Source organism: Pandoraea apista (genome assembly GCF_001465595.2).
Lineage (GTDB): Bacteria > Pseudomonadota > Gammaproteobacteria > Burkholderiales > Burkholderiaceae > Pandoraea > Pandoraea apista.
This window is the reverse complement of sequence record NZ_CP013481.2, coordinates 3298742-3317079: the sequence shown is the minus strand read 5'-3', so window position 1 is coordinate 3317079 and position 18338 is coordinate 3298742. Positions and strand designations below refer to the sequence as shown.

Below are 18338 nucleotides of genomic sequence, written 5' to 3'. Positions count from 1 at the left end.
ATGACCGAATCCATTGAATTTGCCGACGACAAGCGCGCGTTTGCGAATTCGCAGCAGTTCCAGGACATCAAGACCGCCGCGCACGAGCATCTGCTCGCGCGGATTGAGGAACTCGGCGCCGAGTTCGGGCGTTGGAGCCGCAGCGCGATTCAGCAGTTCGTCGATCTGGAGATGGACGGCTTCGTGCGGCTGCGCCGCATTCCGATCAACGAATCCGAATTGCGCCAGATCTCGGATGCGCTCACGAAAGAACTCGCCGGTTTCGGTCCCATCGAAGACCTGCTTGCCGACCCGGCGGTGGAAGACATTCTGATCAACGGCTACAACGACGTCTACGTTTCGCGCAATGGCGTGTTGGCCCGCGAAGCGCTGCGCTTCTCGGACAACCAGCATCTGCTGCGTATTGTGCGTCGCATTCTCGCGCCGATCGGGCGGCGTCTGGACGAGTCGAATCCGATGGTCGATGCGCGTCTGCCCGACGGCGGGCGTCTCAACGTGGTCATCGAGCCGTTGGCCGTGGACGGACCGGTCGTCTCGATTCGCAAGTTCCGCAAAGACCCGCTCAAGCCGTCCGACCTGCTCGCACTCGGCAGCTTCAACGAAGAGATTTACGGTCTGCTCGAAGCGGCGGTGCGCTCGCGCTGCAACATTCTCGTCTCCGGCGGAACCAGTTCGGGCAAGACATCGCTGCTCAACGCGCTCGCCAGCTTCATTCCGGCGACCGAGCGCGTGGTAACGGTCGAAGACACGGCCGAACTCTCGCTCAATCACCCGCATGTGGTGAGGCTCGAATCGCGGCAGGGTGGCTTCGACGGTTCGGGCGAAGTGACGATCCGGGATCTGATTCGCAACAGCTTGCGCATGCGTCCCGACCGGATCATCGTGGGCGAAGTGCGCGGTTCCGAAGTGCTGGAAATGATGCAGGCGATGAACACGGGACATGAAGGCTCCATGGCGACGATTCACGCCAATTCGCCGCGCGAATGTCTCTACCGTCTGGAGATGCTGGCGGGCTTTGCCGGGTTCCAGGGCAGCGAAAGCAGTCTGCGGCGGCAGATCACCAGCGCGCTCGATTTCATCGTGCAGATTGGTCGTTTGTCGAGCGGTCGCCGGCGCATTCTTTCCATTACCGAAGTCACTGGCGTGTCGGATACGGTCATCTCCACGCAAGAGCTGTTCCGTCACGAATCGGTTGTTGGCCCGGACGGCGAAGAGAAAGACCGCTGGATCTCGCTTGGCATCCAGCCGCACTCGCCGAAATTGCAGCGTTACAAGGAGCAAACGCGCAATGCGGCGGCCGCCTCGCAATCGGCGCAATCGGCGCAATCGCAGAACACTACGCCGCCGGATTCTGGCGGCGGCGGCTTTTTCGGACGCCGGCGATGAACCCTATCGTGTTGTGGGTCATTTGCATCGCCCTGCTGCTGATCGCGGCAGGGTTGGAGCTATGGCGCCGCACGCAAAAGCGCGTACGAGATCAGGCAACGAGCGCGTTTCTCGAGCGGCAGCTAGCGAACACCACACCACGATTTGCCACCGGCGAAGGGGCCGTTTCACGTACGCCGCGCCGCAAATCGTTGCCGTGGGAGTTCTTCTTCGAGCGCGCGGGCGTCAAGCCCGATCCGATGTTCTATACGTTGCTCATTGCGCCGGGGCTGGCGCTGGCGCTCGTATTCTGGGTCTGGCACGGGCCACTTTCGGCCATCGTCATTCTGACGCTGTATGTCATCGGGAACGTACTGCGCTACTGGTTCAAGGCGGCGCGCCGGCACCGCGACATCGTGCGTCAGTTGCCGGTGTTTCTCGACGGCATGGTGCGCATGCTGACGGTCGGGAACAGTTTGCCGGCGGCTTTCCAGACGGCCGCCGCGAACGCCGACATGCCGCTGCGCGAGCTGCTCGAGCGGGCCGTGCGGCAGGTGCAGGCAGGGGTGGATCTGGACGTGGCGCTCAAGCAGATCGCGCGGGTGTATCACGTCGAGGAGATTTATCTGTTCGCGTCGGTGGTCGATCTGTCGACTCGCTTCGGCGGACGCGCCGACCAGATCCTGTCGCGCATGGCGGGCTTCATGCGCGATCGCGAGCAAGCGCAAGCCGAGCTTTACGCGCTGTCGTCCGAGACCCGGCTGTCGGCATGGGTGCTGGCGGCGCTGCCGATCATTGTCAGCGCGGTGCTGATGTTGCTGAATCCGAAATTCTTCGAACCGATGTTCCAGGAACCTGCCGGTATGAAGCTGTTGGGCATAGGTCTGGGGCTGGAAGTCTTTGGTGGCTTCGTGTTGTACCGTCTGGCCAAGTCGCTGTGAGCGCGAGGGACTTAACGAGATGAATCTGTCGTCGCTGTCGTCCGATTCGCATTTGTGGATGATGCTGGGCCTGTTGATGGTCGCGGCGGGATTGCTGCTGGGCGCGTCGGCCATATTGTTGCGCGCGGTGCGTCAGGGCCGTAGCGAACGCATGATCGATCAGGTGCTGGCGAGCCGCCAGCAACAGGCGCTGGCGGCGCTGCGCGCCGCGACTGCGCCGGGCGGGCTGCGTGCGAACGGCGATGACGACGGGCTTGAGGCGAAAGGCGGGGGGCGGGGGTGGCGCGTACTGATCGATCGCGCGTCGGCCCTTGGCAAGCAGTGGTCGGAGACACGCCTCGGGCAGCATCTGATCGCCGCCGAAGATCGGCTATTGCTCGCGCAGTGCGGCTACGACAGTGTGCGAGCCAAGTCGCTCTTCCTGTTTGCGCGGGTGGCGCTGGCCGTCGTACTCCCGGTGCTCGTCTGGCTGTGGTTTCCGGGCGGTGGCGGGTTGAGCACGATCCTGCGTCTGATCGGTGCCGCCGGGGCCGGGGTGCTCGCGCCGAAGTTCTTCGTCCAGCGCAAGGCGGGTCAACGCCGTCGCGATCTGGTTGAAGAGTTGCCGTTGCTCATCGACTTGTTGCGCTTGTTGCAGGGGGTGGGGCTGTCGATGGATCAAAGCCTGTACGTGATGGTGACTGACTTCCGAGAGGTGTTACCGATTCTGTCCAGGGAGTTCGAGAACGCCAATCGCCAACATGCCTCCGGACGTGGGCGAGAAGCGTCCATGGCCCGGCTGCGCGAGGTCTACGACAACGACGATCTGCGAGCGCTGGTGCGCCTTATCGTGCAGGTCGAGCAACACGGCGGCGCCGTGCAGGAGCCGTTGCAGCAGTTCAGTGACCGTCTGCGCGAACAACGTCGGCAGACGATGAAAGAGCGCATCGGCAAGCTCACCGTGAAGATGACGCTGGCGATGATGCTGACCCTCCTGCCCGCGCTGATGCTGGTCGTCGCGGGCCCGGCGATTCTCTCGCTGACCAAATCGATGGAGGCCATGCAGTGACCTTGCCTATCTCGACGCACGCCCAACCGGACACCATGACGGTGGCCGTTGCCCAACACGAACGCCAATCCGCACGCGCGATAGCGGGAGCATTGATCGCCATGCTGTGCGCGGCAACGCTCGCCGGATGCGGTGGTCCGCGCATTGGCGGTTATGGCGCACCGTCGGCCGCCGCGCTGATGCAAGCCCAGCAGAACGACGAAGAGAAGGCCCGGGCAGCCAAGCCGGATTCGCGCGAATTGTATTTGTCGATGATCCGTCAGATGCAGGAGCAAGGGTCGTATTTTGCGTCGCTCGCACACATCGAACAGTTTCGTCTTCAATACGGTACGGCGCCGGATATCGATATTCTGCGCGCTGATGCCCTGCGCGAGACTGGTCAACCCGATGCTGCCGAACAAGCCTACCGCTTACTGTTGGTTGGGGACGAATCCGCTGCGGCATGGCACGGCCTGGGGCTGGTCGCGGCGCAACGCAAGGATTATGCGGCGGCGGCGCAGGCGTTGCGCGAAGCGGTGTCTCGCGCACCGACCGAGGCGTTTTATCTGAGCGATCTCGGCTTCGCGTTGCTGAACAACGGGGACACCGGTGCGGCGCGCGTGCCGCTCGCTCAGGCGGCCGAGTTGCGGCCCGACAGCCGTAAAGTGCTCAGCAATCTGGCGGTGTATCTCGTGGTGGCCGGTGAGCGATCGCGCGCGGAGGACATGATGACGCACGCGAAGATGCCGCAAGCCACGCGCGACGCTATCGACAAGCTCGCGGCGGATATCGGTGCGCGGGTGAAGGCGCGCCGAGCCGAGGCTGCACGCGCGGCTGCACAGGCGGCGGCCACCATCGCGCCGCCGGCCCCGCGCGTGGCGACGGCAGCGCAGCGCGGGGCAGGAAGTGCGGGTGCGAATGCCAACGCAGCCGGCACCGGCGACGGCCCGGTGGTCGTGCGTCTGACCTCGGGGAGCGAATCGGTCGCGGGGCCCGCGCAAACGCAGGTCAAGGCCGCAACGTCAGACGCCAAGCTGGCGCGCGCAGGCGATGTGAGCCGCAGCGACATGCCAACGTCGATGCTCGATCGTTTCGGCCATTCGCAATGACACAGGGCTTTCTCCATTCATGCACGACGCCAGACACCTCATGCGAGTCGCGTAATACCAGGGAGACACGATGATGGCAGTCCAGAAATTACAAGGAAAAACGGGCTCCCGGCCGCTTCGGGCGGCACAGCTTAGTGTGGCTGTACTGGCAATCTGGAGCGGCGTGGCCGTGGCGCAGAGCAACGTGCCGATCACCGGATCGATGGGGAGTGCCGACACCCGTTACGTGACTGCCCCGGCTCCTGCGCCGGCGCAGACAGCACCTGTGGTTCAGCAGATGCCCGCCGCCGGCGACGCGGGGCAGGCACAAGTGGCGCAAACCGCCCCGGCGGCGGCACCTGCGACGCAAGAGAGACGCGTACCGAGGGACGTGGTTCGTCGAGATACGCCGTTGCGTGTGGGTGAGCACGCCCGCGACGGCATGCTTGGGGACGAGACTGAAGGTTTGCTCGCACTGCAAGCGAGCAATCTGGCCGCCGGGCCCGGCTTGCCAATGCTGGGGGCAACCGCCTCGCGCGCGTACAAGCGCTACCTGGATAGTTTTGCTTACCCGATTCCGCAGTTTTATCCGACGATGATCCAGAGCGATAGCGCAAGCGGCGGCGGAGGCGGCGGTGGCGCTGCACCTCCGGCTACGGGAGCTGGCGCGAGCCAGTGATGTGTCATGACATCGCGTGCGCGTGTGCGCCAAACGGCTCGTGTAACGCCAGTCACGGCTGTCATGCCTCCCGGCGGGCGGCAGCGAGGGTCTGTGCCGGTGCTGTCCTTCATCTTTCTGATCGTGGTGCTGATTCTCGCGTTCGCCCTCGATGCCGGCAATGCGTTCATGCAGCGCCGTAACTTGCAGCGCGCCGCCGATATGGCAGCGCTCGCAGGCGCGCAGACGCTTCCCGGGTGCGCCAACGCTACCTCGTTTGCCGCAGTTGCCTCGGCGAACGCTACGGCGAACATCAACGCGCCGACGCTGACGGTGTCCTCGTCGTGCGGCGTGTGGACATCGCCCGCAGCGAGCGCCACAGGCCCCGGCACGTTCGTTCCCTTCACGCCGGGCAATGCGGCGAGTGCGGCAAGCGGTAACGCGGTGTCGGTCACGTTGACGCTGTCGGTTCCTTCATTCTTCCAACTCGTCGGCACGCGCACGATTTCGGCCACCGCCATCGCCCGTAAGGCGCCCGCCGTGGTGACGTTCACTGTCGATTCGGGGGTGCTTGCGCTAAACGCCAATAATTCCATACTGGCGCCGCTGCTGACTGCGGTGGGGATCTCCCCGCAGTTGTACGTGGCGGCGGCTCAACAACTCGTCGGTGTGAACATCACGCCCATGGGACTGTTGCAGGCCCTTGGGGTGGGGGTGACCGGAGATGTCACGGTGGCGTCGCTCTCGGGGGTTGCCGCCGTGAAGAACCTGACGGTGGGGGCGTTACTAAGTGCGACGAATACGGCGCTCATCACGCAGAACGGTGCGCTTTCGGCATCTGTGACAGCACTGAATAAATTTATCAACGTGTTCGCTAGCAGTCCGGTGTTGAACTTGCCGATCAACTTGTTCGGGACGGCGACGACGCCGGGCATTATCGCCAATATCGACGCGGCCGGTGTCACGGCGGCGAATGCACTCAATGCCAATATCGGCATTGCCGATCTGATTTCGGCCGCCGTCGTCGGGGCCAATAGCAACAATGCTGTGGCGATCCCGTCGCTCTCGATTCTGGGAGGCACGGTGTCGGTCGTGGCCCGCGTTATCTCGCCGCCACAATTGGGGGTGGGGGGTGTCGGGGCGACTGCGACCACGGCACAGGTTCGACTGTTCCTGACGGTCAACTCGTCGGCAGGCACGCTTGGCGGGCTACTCAATGGCCTCGGTACGCAACTGAATTTGCCGCTCGTGCTCGAGGTTGCCCAGTCGACAGCCAAGGTCACGGCGCTGCAATGCGGCGCGACGCCCTCGACGACCCTGCAGGTCACGTCGGGGCTGGTGAACGTGTGTGTAGGCGGTACGTCCAGCGGAGTGGATGTTACGACGAACCCGGCAAGTTGCACCACCCTCATGACGCAACGCACGAACATCGCGACGCTGCTGGGGCTGATCAACGTCGGTGGCAACGTCAACCTGTCGCTCGTAACCAATTCACCCGCGCCTTTGACGTTTAACGGTCCGTTCCCACAGGCAATCGGCCCGGTCGGTTCCAGTGTGAACCTGACCCAGATCGTTACCGCGCTGATCGCGGGCCTGTCGCTGGATGTGAGTGCGTCGGGCTCGTCGACATCGGGCACGATCGGCACTGGTCTGGTGAACAACGTGCCGTCGTCGGCGGAGGGTCTCACCATCTCGACGGTCAACTCGTTTCTCAGTAGTGCCGCCTCCGGACTGAAGGCAACGACGAATGCGCTGAATACCACGCTCGGTGGCGTGCTCACGTTGAACCTGCCACAAGTCCTCGGCGGCGTAGGCGGACTCGTCACAGGGCTGGTCAATACCCTTGGCGGGATCGTGAACGGCCTGCTGGGCGGGCTCTCCGATCTGGTGTGCAATCTGGCGGGCAGCGGGGCGAATCAGTGCCGTGTCAACGCTGTGTCGGGGTCCATCGGGACCGCCGATATTTCTCCGGTACTCGGCAGTATTCTCTACACCTTGCTCAATCCGTTGCTCTCGCCGCTGAGCAATTTGCTCAACACGCTGCTCTCGTCGTTGGGCGTCACACTCGGCATGACAACGGTGACCGTGGACAGCATCGACTGCCAGAACGGTCTGGTACAACTCGTGCAGTAGCAAGGCCCCGCTCGACGGGGCCGCCTCCGGAGCGCAAACGTAGCAAGATCGAAACACTGAACTTCACCATGACGAACGCCGAGGGCGAACGTCGACCAGCGGACCAGCATGAAAAGCAAGCCAATACGTGAAGATCTCGATGTGTACGTGTGGGAAGGCAAGTCGGATATTGCCGACCGGGTAGCGCATTGCCTCGCGAGCTTCGATATGGAGGTCATTCGCGCCGACGGCATGGATCTGTCGCGCGAGCGCACCAAGGCGCGCCCGTCCATCGCAGTGGTCAGCGTGTCGGTGATCGAAGGTGCGTCGACCAACGCGCAGGAGTGGCAACTGGGCCACGGCATGCCCGTCATCTGGGTGGCGACCACGCCGCGAGAGAACGATCCGCGTGTCTATCCGCCCGAGTACAGCAACATCCTCACGCTCGACTTCTCGGGCGCGGAACTGCGCACGCTTATCTTCAAGCTCTCGGGCGCTATTGCCGAAGCCGACCGTGCGCCGGCGCCGGCCGATCCGCTCGTTGCCCAGTCGAGTGCCATGCTCGGGCTGCTCGCCGAGGTGGACGCCTTTGCCGATTGCGATTCGAACGTGCTTATTCACGGCGAGACCGGCGTAGGCAAGGAGCGCATCGCCCGCCTGCTGCACGACAAGCATAGTCACTATGGACAAGGACCTTTCGTTGCCGTGAACTGCGGTGCGATTCCGGACGGGCTGTTCGAGTCGCATTTCTTCGGTCACGCCAAAGGCGCGTTCACGGGGGCGCTTTATTCGCACAAGGGCTATTTCGAACAAGCCAACGACGGCACGCTCTTTCTCGACGAAATCGGCGATCTGCCGTTGTATCAACAGGTCAAGCTGCTGCGAGTGCTGGAAGATAGTGCGGTAACGCGGCTGGGTTCGGCGCAGCCGGTGAAGCTCGACTTCCGGCTCGTGGCGGCCACCAACAAGAACCTCAAGACGATGGTGCGCGATGAGTTGTTTCGCGCCGACCTGTTCTACCGGCTTGCCGTCATCGAGCTGCATATCCCCAGCCTCGAAGAGCGCGGGCCGGTCGATAAGCTGGCCGTTTTCACGACCTACCTCGGCAAGGTCGTGGGCAATAGCGAAGTGGGCGAGCAGGTGCCGCCGTGGCTGCGCGAACTGGTGGAGGGCGGGGTGTTTCCCGGTAATGTGCGCGAGATGCGTAACATCGCCGAGCGCGTCGGTATCATCTACCGGCAATTGGGCGGGTGGGACGAACGGCGCATTCGCCCGATCTTCGACGCGCTATCCATTGGCTCGGTCGTGCGTGGTGACGATCCGTCGCGCGGTGGCCCGCTCACCGACCGTGCGCGCTGGGACGCAGCCGAGCGCGCACGTATCGTCACGGCACTCGATGCCAATGGCTGGCGGCGTCAGGATACGGCCAACGCACTGGGCATCAGCCGCAAGGTGCTCTGGGAAAAAATGCGCAAGTATCAGATCCTCGGCAACGACTCGGAACTGGCGAACGAGTACGAAGCGTGAGTGCCCAACGGTTTTTCGTGTAGGCAACGGCTGAATTTTCGTTCGCATGACGGGATTTGTCTGACAAGAACGTTCCGCTCAGAGGAACTCGCGCAGACCCCGTAGTTGCGCGGTATCAACAGATGAAATCGGTCGGGCACAATAACGCATTCCCTGCTTGGAAGAGCGCGTCGCAATGGATAGAATTGTCGGCTGTTGCGGGCATGCGGTTATCATTCCACAAATACGCAGGTCTCAGATCCTCGGGACGGAGTCCGGGGTGGCGATTGAATGCGACGAATAAGGGTCGTGAAACGATCCGGTCGATAACAGGAAAACAGATCAGATGAAAATCAGTGATTGCCGGGGGCGGTTATGGTTGGGCGTGGGGGTGGCATGCCTGGCAGCCTGGGGAACGTCGGCGGGGGCTGCCGACGCGGTCAGGGATGTGACCGGCGCGACGCCCGCTCAACTCGCGGCTCCGGCAGTGCCTGCGCAATCGGCTACCGCTCCGGCGGCTGCCTCGGGGGCGATTCAGGAACTGCGCGATCGTATCCAGAACAAGGACGTTACCGAACTTCGCACTACGTACAACGGTCGCTACGGCGCAAGCCTGTTGTTCTATCCGCAGACGATGGGTTACTACGTTGCCCTGTTCCATGAAGGCCAGTTCTGGCGCGTGGTGAAGGTGGGCAACGAGAAGAAGGCCGAAGCGCTATACGGCGATTTCGTCCGTCAGACGCAAGTGCTCGCCGACGTTGAAATCCGTCGCATCAAGCTCGAAGCCCAAAAGGCGATGATGGAACGCCAACTTGCTGAAAGCGAGGCGCGCCTGAACGCCGTGCAGAACGATCTCGCGATTCAGCGTCAGCAGGAGCAAGCGCTGGCCCAGAATCAGCAGGCTGTGCGCGAGCAGGCCGCGGCACTGGAAACGGAGCGCAGCGCTGCGCGTATTCGCCTGACGGACCTGCAAGGTCAGATCCGTTCGCTGGAGGCCGAGCAGAACAGCGCCGATTCGGATCTCGTGCGCTCGGTCAAGGGCACCGGCAACCGCAAGACGACGCGTCGTCATTAAACACCTGGTGCGTCGGCGGTCGTTGGTCGAGGCTCGACGTCTCAGGATGTGAGAAAGCCGCCTTCGGGCGGCTTTTTTCATGGGCGGATGCGTCCTGTTACGGCCGCAGATGCCCGTCCGACGGGGCGCAGCGGGTTGGTGTACGGGGACCTACACGCAATTGGCAAGGCTGTCGATATACGAATGACCCATGCCTGGCATATGTCTCGCATTTGCAACTCGAAATGCGGTGCCGCGTGCGCGACGGCGCACCCTCATAGGGAGGCTAAACCCTTGTGTTGCCGTGCTGGTCACGGGGCGCGGCTCGAATTATCCTAGCAGGGCATGTCATGTAGAACGTCTGGCACCTAGCACCTGTCCGGACTGGCGAGGGAACCGGCGCCCAGTTAGAATAGCGCCCATTTTGTGCAGCGCAATAAAGCGATTACCCAAACCTTATGACGCAAAACATACGACACGGGCAGCGCCCTCAGGCCATGCCCGCGCTCATGGTGGCGGCCATCGGCGTGGTCTTCGGCGATATCGGCACCAGCCCGCTCTATGCGCTCAAGGAATGTTTCGATCCACAGCACGGCATTCCGTTTAACCCGCAGGCCGTGTTCGGCATCATCTCGTTGCTGTTCTGGGCGCTGGTGATCGTGGTCTCTCTCAAATACGTGCTGTTCGTGATGCGTGCGGACAACCGTGGCGAAGGCGGTGTGCTCGCGCTGATGGCGCTGAGCCTGCGCAGTGTGCGGGCGGGCAGCAGGTGGGCATCGGTGCTGATGATGCTCGGTATGTTCGGCGCCTGCATGTTCTACGGCGATGCGGTGATCACGCCGGCCATCTCCGTGATGTCGGCGGTCGAGGGCCTGGAGATTGCGGCGCCTTCGCTCACGCGCTTCGTCTTGCCGATCACGATCGTCATTCTCATCATCCTGTTCTCGATGCAGAAGTCGGGTACGGCCAAGGTCGGTCGCCTGTTTGGGCCGGTGATGGTGACGTGGTTCGTGATTCTCGGTGTGCTCGGTGTGTACAACATCGTCGCGGCGCCTGAGATCATCAAGGCGATCAACCCGTACTACGGCATCCATTTCATTCGCACGCACGCCCTGCAAGCCTATATCGTGCTGGGCTCGGTGTTCCTGGTGCTGACCGGTGCCGAGGCGCTGTATGCCGACATGGGGCACTTCGGGATTCGTCCGATCCGATTCGCATGGACGGCATTGGTGTTCCCGGCGCTGACGTTGAATTACTTCGGTCAGGGCGCACTGCTGCTCACGAATCCGAAGGCCATCGAGAACCCGTTCTTCCTGTTGGCGCCGGACTGGGCGCTGTTGCCGCTCGTGATCGTGGCAACGGCAGCCACCGTGATTGCCTCGCAGGCCGTGATCTCGGGGGCATTCTCGCTGACTAGCCAGGCCATTCAACTGGGCTACGTGCCGCGCATGAAGATCCTGCATACGTCGGATCGCGAGATCGGACAAATCTACATGCCGGTGATCAACTGGGCGCTGCTGCTGGTCATCATCTGGATCGTGCTGGCGTTCAAGTCGTCGAGCAATCTGGCGGCGGCGTACGGTATCGCGGTGACGACCACGATGGTCATCACGACGATTCTCGCCTGCGTGGTCATGGTCAAGGTCTGGAACTGGAACAAGTTCCTGGTGGCGCTGATCATTGCCGGCTTCCTCGTGGTCGACTTCGCGTTCTTTGGCGCGAACCTGATCAAGGTCGAAGAGGGCGGATGGTTGCCGCTGGCGCTGGGTGCGTTCCTGTTCTTCATGCTGATGACCTGGCACAAGGGGCGTCAGTTGCTGCGGGAGCGTACGGCCGCCGACGGTATTCCGCTCGGGCCGTTCCTGCAGGGCCTGCTTGCCCATCCACCGCATCGCGTGGCCGGCACTGCGATTTATCTGACGGGGGGCAACACATTGGTGCCGGTGAGCCTGCTGCACAACCTCAAGCACAACCGCATTCTGCATGAGCGCACTATCTTCCTGACCTTCCGCACGGTCGACGTGCCGTATGTCGAAGACGCCAATCGTATCGAGGTCAAGGATCACACGGGTGGCCTGTACAGCGTGGTTGCCACCTTCGGTTTCAACGAAACGCCCGACGTGAAGGAAGTGCTTCATCTGCTCGAAGAGAAGACGGACATGCACTTCGAGCTGATGGATACGTCGTTCTTCCTCGCGCGCGAGACCGTGGTGCCGACCAAGCTGCCGGGTATGTCGATCTGGCGCGAACGCCTGTTCGCCTGGATGCATCAGAATGCGGCCAAACCGACCGACTTCTTCAGTATTCCCGCGAACCGCGTGGTTGAGCTGGGGACGAAGATCGAGATCTGATAGTGCTGGCGCCGCGGCATCCCGATGCGGCGCAGCGCGAGAGGTAAGACAAAGCCGGTGGAGCGAAATCTCCACCGGCTTTTTTGTCTCCCGTACAAAAAAGCCCGCGATCCGAAGACGGCGGGCTTTTCGTCGCGGCGCGAAACTACCGCGCCGCGCTGGCGATGTGTCGCTTATCGCTTGAGCTTGGCGAACGCTGCGGCCATGGCGCTTACCGTTTCCGGTTCACGCTGGCGACCGCCGTTACCGCCGCCGCCGCGATGGCCGCCGCCGTTACCGCTGCGCGAGCCGCTGCCTGCGCCGCTGCCCGGACGGTCGGACGCACCGGCCACCGGCAAGTCGTCGTTCAATCGCATGGTGAGGGAGATGCGCTGCCGGCGCGGATCGACTTCGAGCACCTTGACCTTCACGATGTCGCCGGCTTTCACGACTTCGTGCGGGTCCTTGATGAACTTGGTCGACATGGCCGAGACATGCACCAGGCCGTCCTGATGCACGCCGATGTCGATGAACGCGCCGAAGGCCGCCACGTTCGTCACCACGCCTTCGAGCTGCATGCCCGGCTTCAGATCGCTCAGCTTCTCGACGCCTTCCTGGAACGTCGCCGTCTTGAACTCCGGTCGCGGATCGCGTCCCGGCTTCTCGAGTTCGGTCAGGATGTCCTTGACGGTCGGCAAGCCGAAACGTTCGTCGACGAATTCGGTTGGCGAGAGGCTTCGCACGACCGAGCCGTTGCCCATGACATCGCCGATCGTCTTCTTGATCTTCGCCAGAATGCGTTCCACCACCGGATACGCCTCGGGGTGGACCGACGAGCGATCGAGCGGGTTATCACCGCCGTTCACGCGCAGGAAGCCCGCGGCCTGCTCGAAGGTCTTGTCGCCGAGGCGCGGCACCTTCTTGAGGGCTTCGCGGTTGGGGAACGGGCCGTTGCTGTCGCGGAAGTCGACAATGTTCTTCGCGAGCGTGCTGTTCAACCCCGAAACGCGGGCGAGCAGCGGGGCTGACGCCGTGTTGACGTCGACGCCCACGGCGTTCACGCAATCCTCGACCACGGCATCGAGCATGCGTGCCAGTTCGCGTTGATTCACGTCATGCTGATACTGACCCACGCCGATAGCCTTCGGCTCGATCTTGACGAGTTCGGCCAGCGGGTCTTGCAGGCGGCGAGCGATAGAGACGGCGCCACGCAGCGACACGTCGAGTTCGGGGAATTCCTTCGCAGCGAATTCGGACGCCGAATACACCGACGCGCCCGCTTCTGACACCACGATCTTCTGAAGCTTGAGCTCGGGGTGGCGCTTGATCAACTCGAGTGCGAGTTTGTCGGTTTCGCGCGAAGCCGTGCCGTTGCCGATACTCACGAGTTCCGCACCGGTCGCGGCGGCGATCTTCGAGAGTCGCGAGAGCGCGCCGTCCCAATCGCGGCGCGGCTCGTGCGGGTAAATGGTGTCGGTGCCCAGCAGCTTGCCGGTAGGGTCGACCACAGCCACCTTCACGCCGGTACGCAGGCCCGGGTCCAGACCGATCACACCCTTCGGGCCGGCAGGTGCCGCGAGCAGCAGTGCCTTGAGATTGCGTGCGAATACGCGAATGGCCTCGTTCTCGGCGCTCTCGCGCATCTGCGTGAGCAGTTCCGATTCCAGGTGCGGTTGGACCTTCACGCGCCAGCACCAGCGGCACACGTCCGCCAGCCACTTGTCGGCCGCGCGGTTCTGTTGGCGAATGCCGAAGTGACCGGCGATCACACCTTCGCACGGGTGCGGAATCTGGGCGTCGAGTTCTTCGCCCAGGCCCAGCTTGACCATCAGAATGCCAAGGTTGCGGCCACGGAAGAGGGCAAGCGCACGATGCGACGGCACGGCGGCGATCGGCTCGTCGTAGTCGTAGTAATCGCGGAATTTCTCGCCTTCTTCGTTTTGCTTGCCTTCGACGACCTTCGACGACACGACGCCCTGATTCCACAGGTAATCGCGCAGCTTGCCGAGCAACTCGGCGGTTTCGCCGAATTGTTCCGACAGGATGTCGCGAGCGCCATCGAGTGCCGCCTTGATGTCGGCCACGCCCTTCTCGGCGTCGACAAACTTGGCGGCTTCGGTTTGCGGGTCGAGCGTCGGGTCGGCGAGCAGCGACTGCGCGAGCGGGTCGAGACCGGCTTCGCGAGCGATCTGCGCACGCGTGCGGCGCTTCGGCTTATAGGGGAGATAAAGATCTTCGAGTGTCTGCTTCGTGTCGGCCGCCACGATGGCAGTGCGCAGTTCGTCGGTCAGCTTGCCTTGCTCTTCGATGCTTGCCAGGATCGCCGCACGGCGCTCTTCCAGCTCGCGAAGATAAAGCAGGCGCTCTTCGAGCGTGCGCAGTTGCGTGTCATCGAGGTTATCGGTCACTTCCTTGCGGTAGCGAGCGATGAAGGGCACGGTGGCGCCTTCGTCCAGCAGTTGCACGGCGGCGGCGACCTGACGCGGCTGCACGCTGAGTTCGTCGGCGATGCGTTGAACGATCTGAAGGGCTACGTTTTGCGTCATGAGTGTTGCGAGTTACCCAAGTGCCAGGAGCGGGGCATTTTGCCATAAACCGCGGGCGCGTCCGGGCAGGCAATGCTAAAATTTGGCATCACTCTGCTCAACCTCATGATTTCCTTCGAAAAATTGTTTTCGCGCCTGTCTTTGCGTCATCCCATGCGCATGTCGCTGAGCGCGGTGGGTGCGTTTGGCGTCATGGCGGCAGCTGCCGTACTGCCCGGTGCATCGTTTGCGCAGGGGCTCTCGGCCGTCGAAGCCGCAGGCCGCACGACCGACCAGCTTCGCGTGCCGCATGTCCCGTTCGACGCCACGGCCGATCGCACGCCGTCGCCGGCCAGCAAGGCTAGCGCTGCTGCGGCTGCCGAGGACGATAAGCCCGTTCCCTACGACGATCAACTCGACCTGCACCCTGCCGATGACGACTTCGCTGGCCGTCGTGCCGTGCTCGACCGCCAGCGCGCCTGGATCGACTATCGTTTCGAGGAAGCGAAGTACGAGTGCGCGTCGAAGTTCTTCGTGAACTACTGCATCGATAAAGCGCGCGACGAGCAGCGCGAAGAACTGAGGGCCGTTCGCAGTCAGCGGCTGGTGCTCGAAGATCAGGAGCGTAAGGCGCGCGCGCAGGATCGCGACGAACGTCTGGCCGAGAAGCGTGCACAAACGGCGGCTGAAGCGCCGCAGCGTGCGGCGGAACGCGCGCAAAATGTGTCCGATTACGAGGCCAAGCAGGCCGAATATCAACAGCGTGTGACCGAGCGCACGGGGCAGGCCCCGCAGCGTGCGGCTAACGCGGAACAGTACAATGCCAAGCAAGCCGGGCAGCAGCAAAAGCTCGACGACGCGAAGGCAACGGCGGCGCAGAAAGCGGCCGAGCGTGAAGAAAACGTGCGCAAGTACAACCAGAAGCAGCAGGACGCTATCGAGCGCCAGAAGAAGTCCGACGAGCGTCGGAAGGATTCGGATTCGGGCGGCTCGCCGGCACAAAAGGCGTTGCAGGGACAATGAGCGGTCGCCGGGCCGGTGGCGCGCAATGCGCTGGGTGGCCCGGAATTTTGCCGTTTGTCGCCATTGCCCCATGCGCAGGAACCGGAATCATTTGAGAGTCGCAGGAGAGTTGCCAAGATGCAGCACGATCTTCACTCCATTGGACGCCGCATCATCGAGTTGCAGATCGAACACCGGGATCTGGACTTCCTGATCGACAAATTGCTGACGGAGCCCACGTACGACGAACTTCAGGTAACCCGGCTCAAGAAGCGCCGTCTGAAAATCAAGGACACGATTACCCTGCTGCAAGTGCAGCAAATGCCGGACCAGCCCGCCTGAGCGGGCGTCCCGCGCGACGTTCACGGTATTCGACCGAGCGATCGCGTAGTTTCTTTCCATTGACGGCGTCGCGAATCCTGTTGGTGAGATTCGCGACGCCTTTGAGTTTTCCGCCGTTTTGACCGATTCCGCCGCCGCATCCAGCGATTCCCCCGATATCTCCCAAAGCCCCGACGCGCCCACTTTCCACGGACTCAAGCCGCTTGCCGCAAAACGCGAGCGCGAGTTGCAGGAAATCTTCGGCGACGGCGGGATGCTCGCGCGCGCCATCGATGGCTATCGCTCGCGTGAGCCGCAAACGGAGATGGCGCGCGCCGTGGCCGCAGCCATGGATACGCACGACACGCTGATCGCCGAAGCGGGCACGGGGACCGGCAAGACCTATGCCTATCTGGTGCCCGCAATGCTGTGGGGCGGCAAGACGATCATCTCGACCGGCACCAAGCATTTGCAGGATCAGATTTTCGCGCGCGACATTCCCACGGTGCGAAAGGCGCTCGCCGTGCCGGTGACGGTGGCCATGCTTAAAGGCCGTGCGAACTACCTCTGTCATTACTATCTGGAGCGAGCCCAGCAGGAGGGGCGCTTCGCTTCGCGCCACGAGGCGGCGCAATTGCGCGAGATCGTGACGTTTGCCCAAGTCACCCACAGCGGCGACAAGGCGGAATTGGCGTCTGTGCCCGAGAACGCCCCGATCTGGGCGCAAGTGACGTCTACACGGGATAACTGCCTTGGCCAGGAGTGTCCGCGTTACAAGGATTGCTTTGTGATGCAGGCACGCAAGGAGGCGCAGCAGGCGGATCTGGTTGTGGTCAACCACCACTTGTTCTTTGCCGACGTGATGCTGCGCGACACCGGTATGGCCGAGTTGCTGCCGAGCGCAAATACGGTGATCTTCGATGAAGCGCACCAGTTGCCCGAAACCGCTACGCTCTTTTTCGGCGAAACCGTATCGACCGGACAAATGCTCGAACTGGCACGCGATTGTGTTGCGGAAGGGCTGATACACGCGCGGGATGCGGCCGATTGGGTCAAGCTCGGTGCGAATCTCGAGCGAGCGGCGCGCGATGTGCGTTTGACGTTCGGGCAGGACAACACGCGGATGTCCGTGGCGCAATTGGCGGACGACCATGAGTTATTTGGCGCGCTCGACGGCGTGGACGCCGCGCTACTGGACATGATCGAGACGCTTCAGCACCAGTCCGAACGGGCTGAGGCGCTCGGCGCTTGCCTGCGTCGTGCGCTGGAGTTGCATCAGCAACTGGAGCGTTGGCAAACCGGGGCCGCCCCGCCCACCCCGGGCGAGCAGCCATTGCCGCTGCTCGATCCCGATGCGCCGCGTGTCACCGACGGCAAACGTGAAAAGGCTGCCAAGGCGCGCGAGGCGGAGGCGCGACTCGCCGCCGAGGCGAAGGCGGCGCAAGAGGCATCGAAGGGCGAGGGTGACGGCGAGAAGGCCTACACGCCGCCCGAGACCGTGCGCTGGATCGAAGTGTTTTCGCAGGCGGTGCAGTTGCATCAGACCCCGCTCTCGATCGCGCCGATTTTCTCGAAGCAGCGCGCGGGAGCGCCGAGAGCGTGGATCTTCACGTCGGCGACGTTGTCGGTGAAGGGCAATTTCATGCATTACGCGGCGCAATTGGGCCTCGATGCAGGCAAGTCGCTCACGCTCGCCAGTCCGTTCGATTACCCGAATCAGAGTTTGCTGTACGTTCCGCGCGGGTTGCCGCAGCCGTCGTCGCCGGGATTCACCGACGCTGTGCTCGACGCCGCGTTGCCTGTGCTGGAAGTGAGCGGTGGGCGAGCCTTTGTGCTGTGCACGACGCTGCGCGCGGTGAACCGGGCGGCTGAGCGTTTGCGTGAGGAATTCGAGCGCCGTGGCTGGCCCTATCCGCTGCTTGTGCAGGGGGAGGCGAGCCGCACCGAGTTGCTCGATCGCTTCCGCGCGCTGGGCAATGCGGTGCTCATCGGCAGTCAGAGTTTCTGGGAAGGGGTCGACGTGCGTGGTGAGGCATTGTCGCTCGTCATCATCGACAAACTGCCGTTCGCGCCGCCGGACGATCCCGTATTGGCCGCGCGGCTCGATGCGCTCACGAAGAAGGGGCTGAGCCCGTTTGCCGTGCACCAGTTGCCTCAAGCGGTCATTACGCTCAAACAGGGCGCGGGTCGGTTGATTCGCTCGGAAGGCGATCGTGGTGTGCTGATGATCTGCGACCCGCGTCTGGTCGACAAGCCCTACGGGCGACGAATCTGGCAGAGTCTGCCGCCATTCAAGCGCACCCGGGAACTGCCCATTGTGCGTGGCTTCTTTGACGAGATTGCTGCTGACGCAGGCGGATGACGGGCTGACGTTCGGGGCGATCGGCCAGACGGCATGTCTGACCTCGC

13 protein-coding genes are annotated in these 18338 nt (G+C 63.0%); 12 read left to right on the top strand and 1 reads right to left on the bottom strand.

Going from position 1 to position 18338, the window contains the following annotated elements:
• From AT395_RS15120 to AT395_RS15080, 9 genes are all read left to right on the top strand, one after another.
• Complete coding sequence (locus tag AT395_RS15120) at window positions 1-1386, top strand: CpaF family protein (protein ID WP_042116405.1); 1386 nt, start codon at window positions 1-3, stop codon at window positions 1384-1386.
• Window positions 1383-2306 carry a type II secretion system F family protein gene (locus tag AT395_RS15115; protein ID WP_048629665.1) on the top strand — a complete coding sequence of 308 codons (924 nt, stop codon included), beginning with the start codon at window positions 1383-1385 and terminating at the stop codon, window positions 2304-2306. Before AT395_RS15120 ends, AT395_RS15115 begins: the two co-directional genes overlap by 4 nt.
• 19 nt (window positions 2307-2325) lie before the next feature.
• Entirely contained in the window at window positions 2326-3354 is a 1029-nt protein-coding gene (locus tag AT395_RS15110) for a type II secretion system F family protein (RefSeq protein ID WP_058375212.1), read from the top strand.
• Window positions 3351-4442 carry a tetratricopeptide repeat protein gene (locus AT395_RS15105; protein WP_053086406.1) on the top strand — a complete coding sequence of 364 codons (1092 nt, stop codon included), beginning with the start codon at window positions 3351-3353 and terminating at the stop codon, window positions 4440-4442. The genes AT395_RS15110 and AT395_RS15105 overlap by 4 nt, the downstream gene beginning before the upstream one ends.
• 136 nt (window positions 4443-4578) lie before the next feature.
• Window positions 4579-5100, top strand: coding sequence for a DUF3613 domain-containing protein (locus tag AT395_RS15100; protein ID WP_042116402.1), 522 nt, complete (start codon window positions 4579-4581; stop codon window positions 5098-5100).
• A gap of 99 nt (window positions 5101-5199) precedes the next feature.
• A complete protein-coding gene (locus tag AT395_RS15095) occupies window positions 5200-7212 on the top strand; it encodes a TadG family pilus assembly protein (RefSeq protein ID WP_167370735.1) in 2013 nt (670 codons plus the stop codon).
• A gap of 108 nt (window positions 7213-7320) precedes the next feature.
• A complete protein-coding gene (locus tag AT395_RS15090) occupies window positions 7321-8718 on the top strand; it encodes a sigma 54-interacting transcriptional regulator (protein ID WP_048629661.1) in 1398 nt (465 codons plus the stop codon).
• Between the two features lie 325 nt (window positions 8719-9043).
• A complete protein-coding gene (locus AT395_RS15085; RefSeq protein WP_082117935.1) occupies window positions 9044-9772 on the top strand; it encodes a DUF2968 domain-containing protein in 729 nt (242 codons plus the stop codon).
• Between the two features lie 437 nt (window positions 9773-10209).
• On the top strand, window positions 10210-12102 hold the full coding sequence (locus tag AT395_RS15080) for a potassium transporter Kup (protein WP_042116397.1): 1893 nt from the start codon (window positions 10210-10212) through the stop codon (window positions 12100-12102).
• 173 nt (window positions 12103-12275) lie between these two features.
• Here AT395_RS15080 and AT395_RS15075 read toward each other — a convergent pair whose 3' ends face one another.
• The gene (locus AT395_RS15075; protein ID WP_042116396.1) at window positions 12276-14627 is read right to left on the bottom strand and encodes a Tex family protein; all 2352 of its coding nucleotides are present in this window, start codon (window positions 14625-14627) and stop codon (window positions 12276-12278) included.
• Between the two features lie 105 nt (window positions 14628-14732).
• Between AT395_RS15075 and AT395_RS15070 the strand changes: the two genes are divergently transcribed.
• From AT395_RS15070 to AT395_RS15060, 3 genes are all read left to right on the top strand, one after another.
• Window positions 14733-15629 (top strand): hypothetical protein, encoded by an 897-nt coding sequence (locus AT395_RS15070; protein ID WP_052765662.1) that lies wholly within the window; start codon window positions 14733-14735, stop codon window positions 15627-15629.
• Between the two features lie 117 nt (window positions 15630-15746).
• A complete protein-coding gene (locus AT395_RS15065) occupies window positions 15747-15950 on the top strand; it encodes a YdcH family protein (protein ID WP_039374035.1) in 204 nt (67 codons plus the stop codon).
• Between the two features lie 157 nt (window positions 15951-16107).
• Window positions 16108-18291: an ATP-dependent DNA helicase gene (locus tag AT395_RS15060; protein WP_042118719.1), complete on the top strand. Its 2184-nt coding sequence runs from the start codon at window positions 16108-16110 to the stop codon at window positions 18289-18291.
• The last annotated feature ends 47 nt before the right edge of the window (window positions 18292-18338 follow it).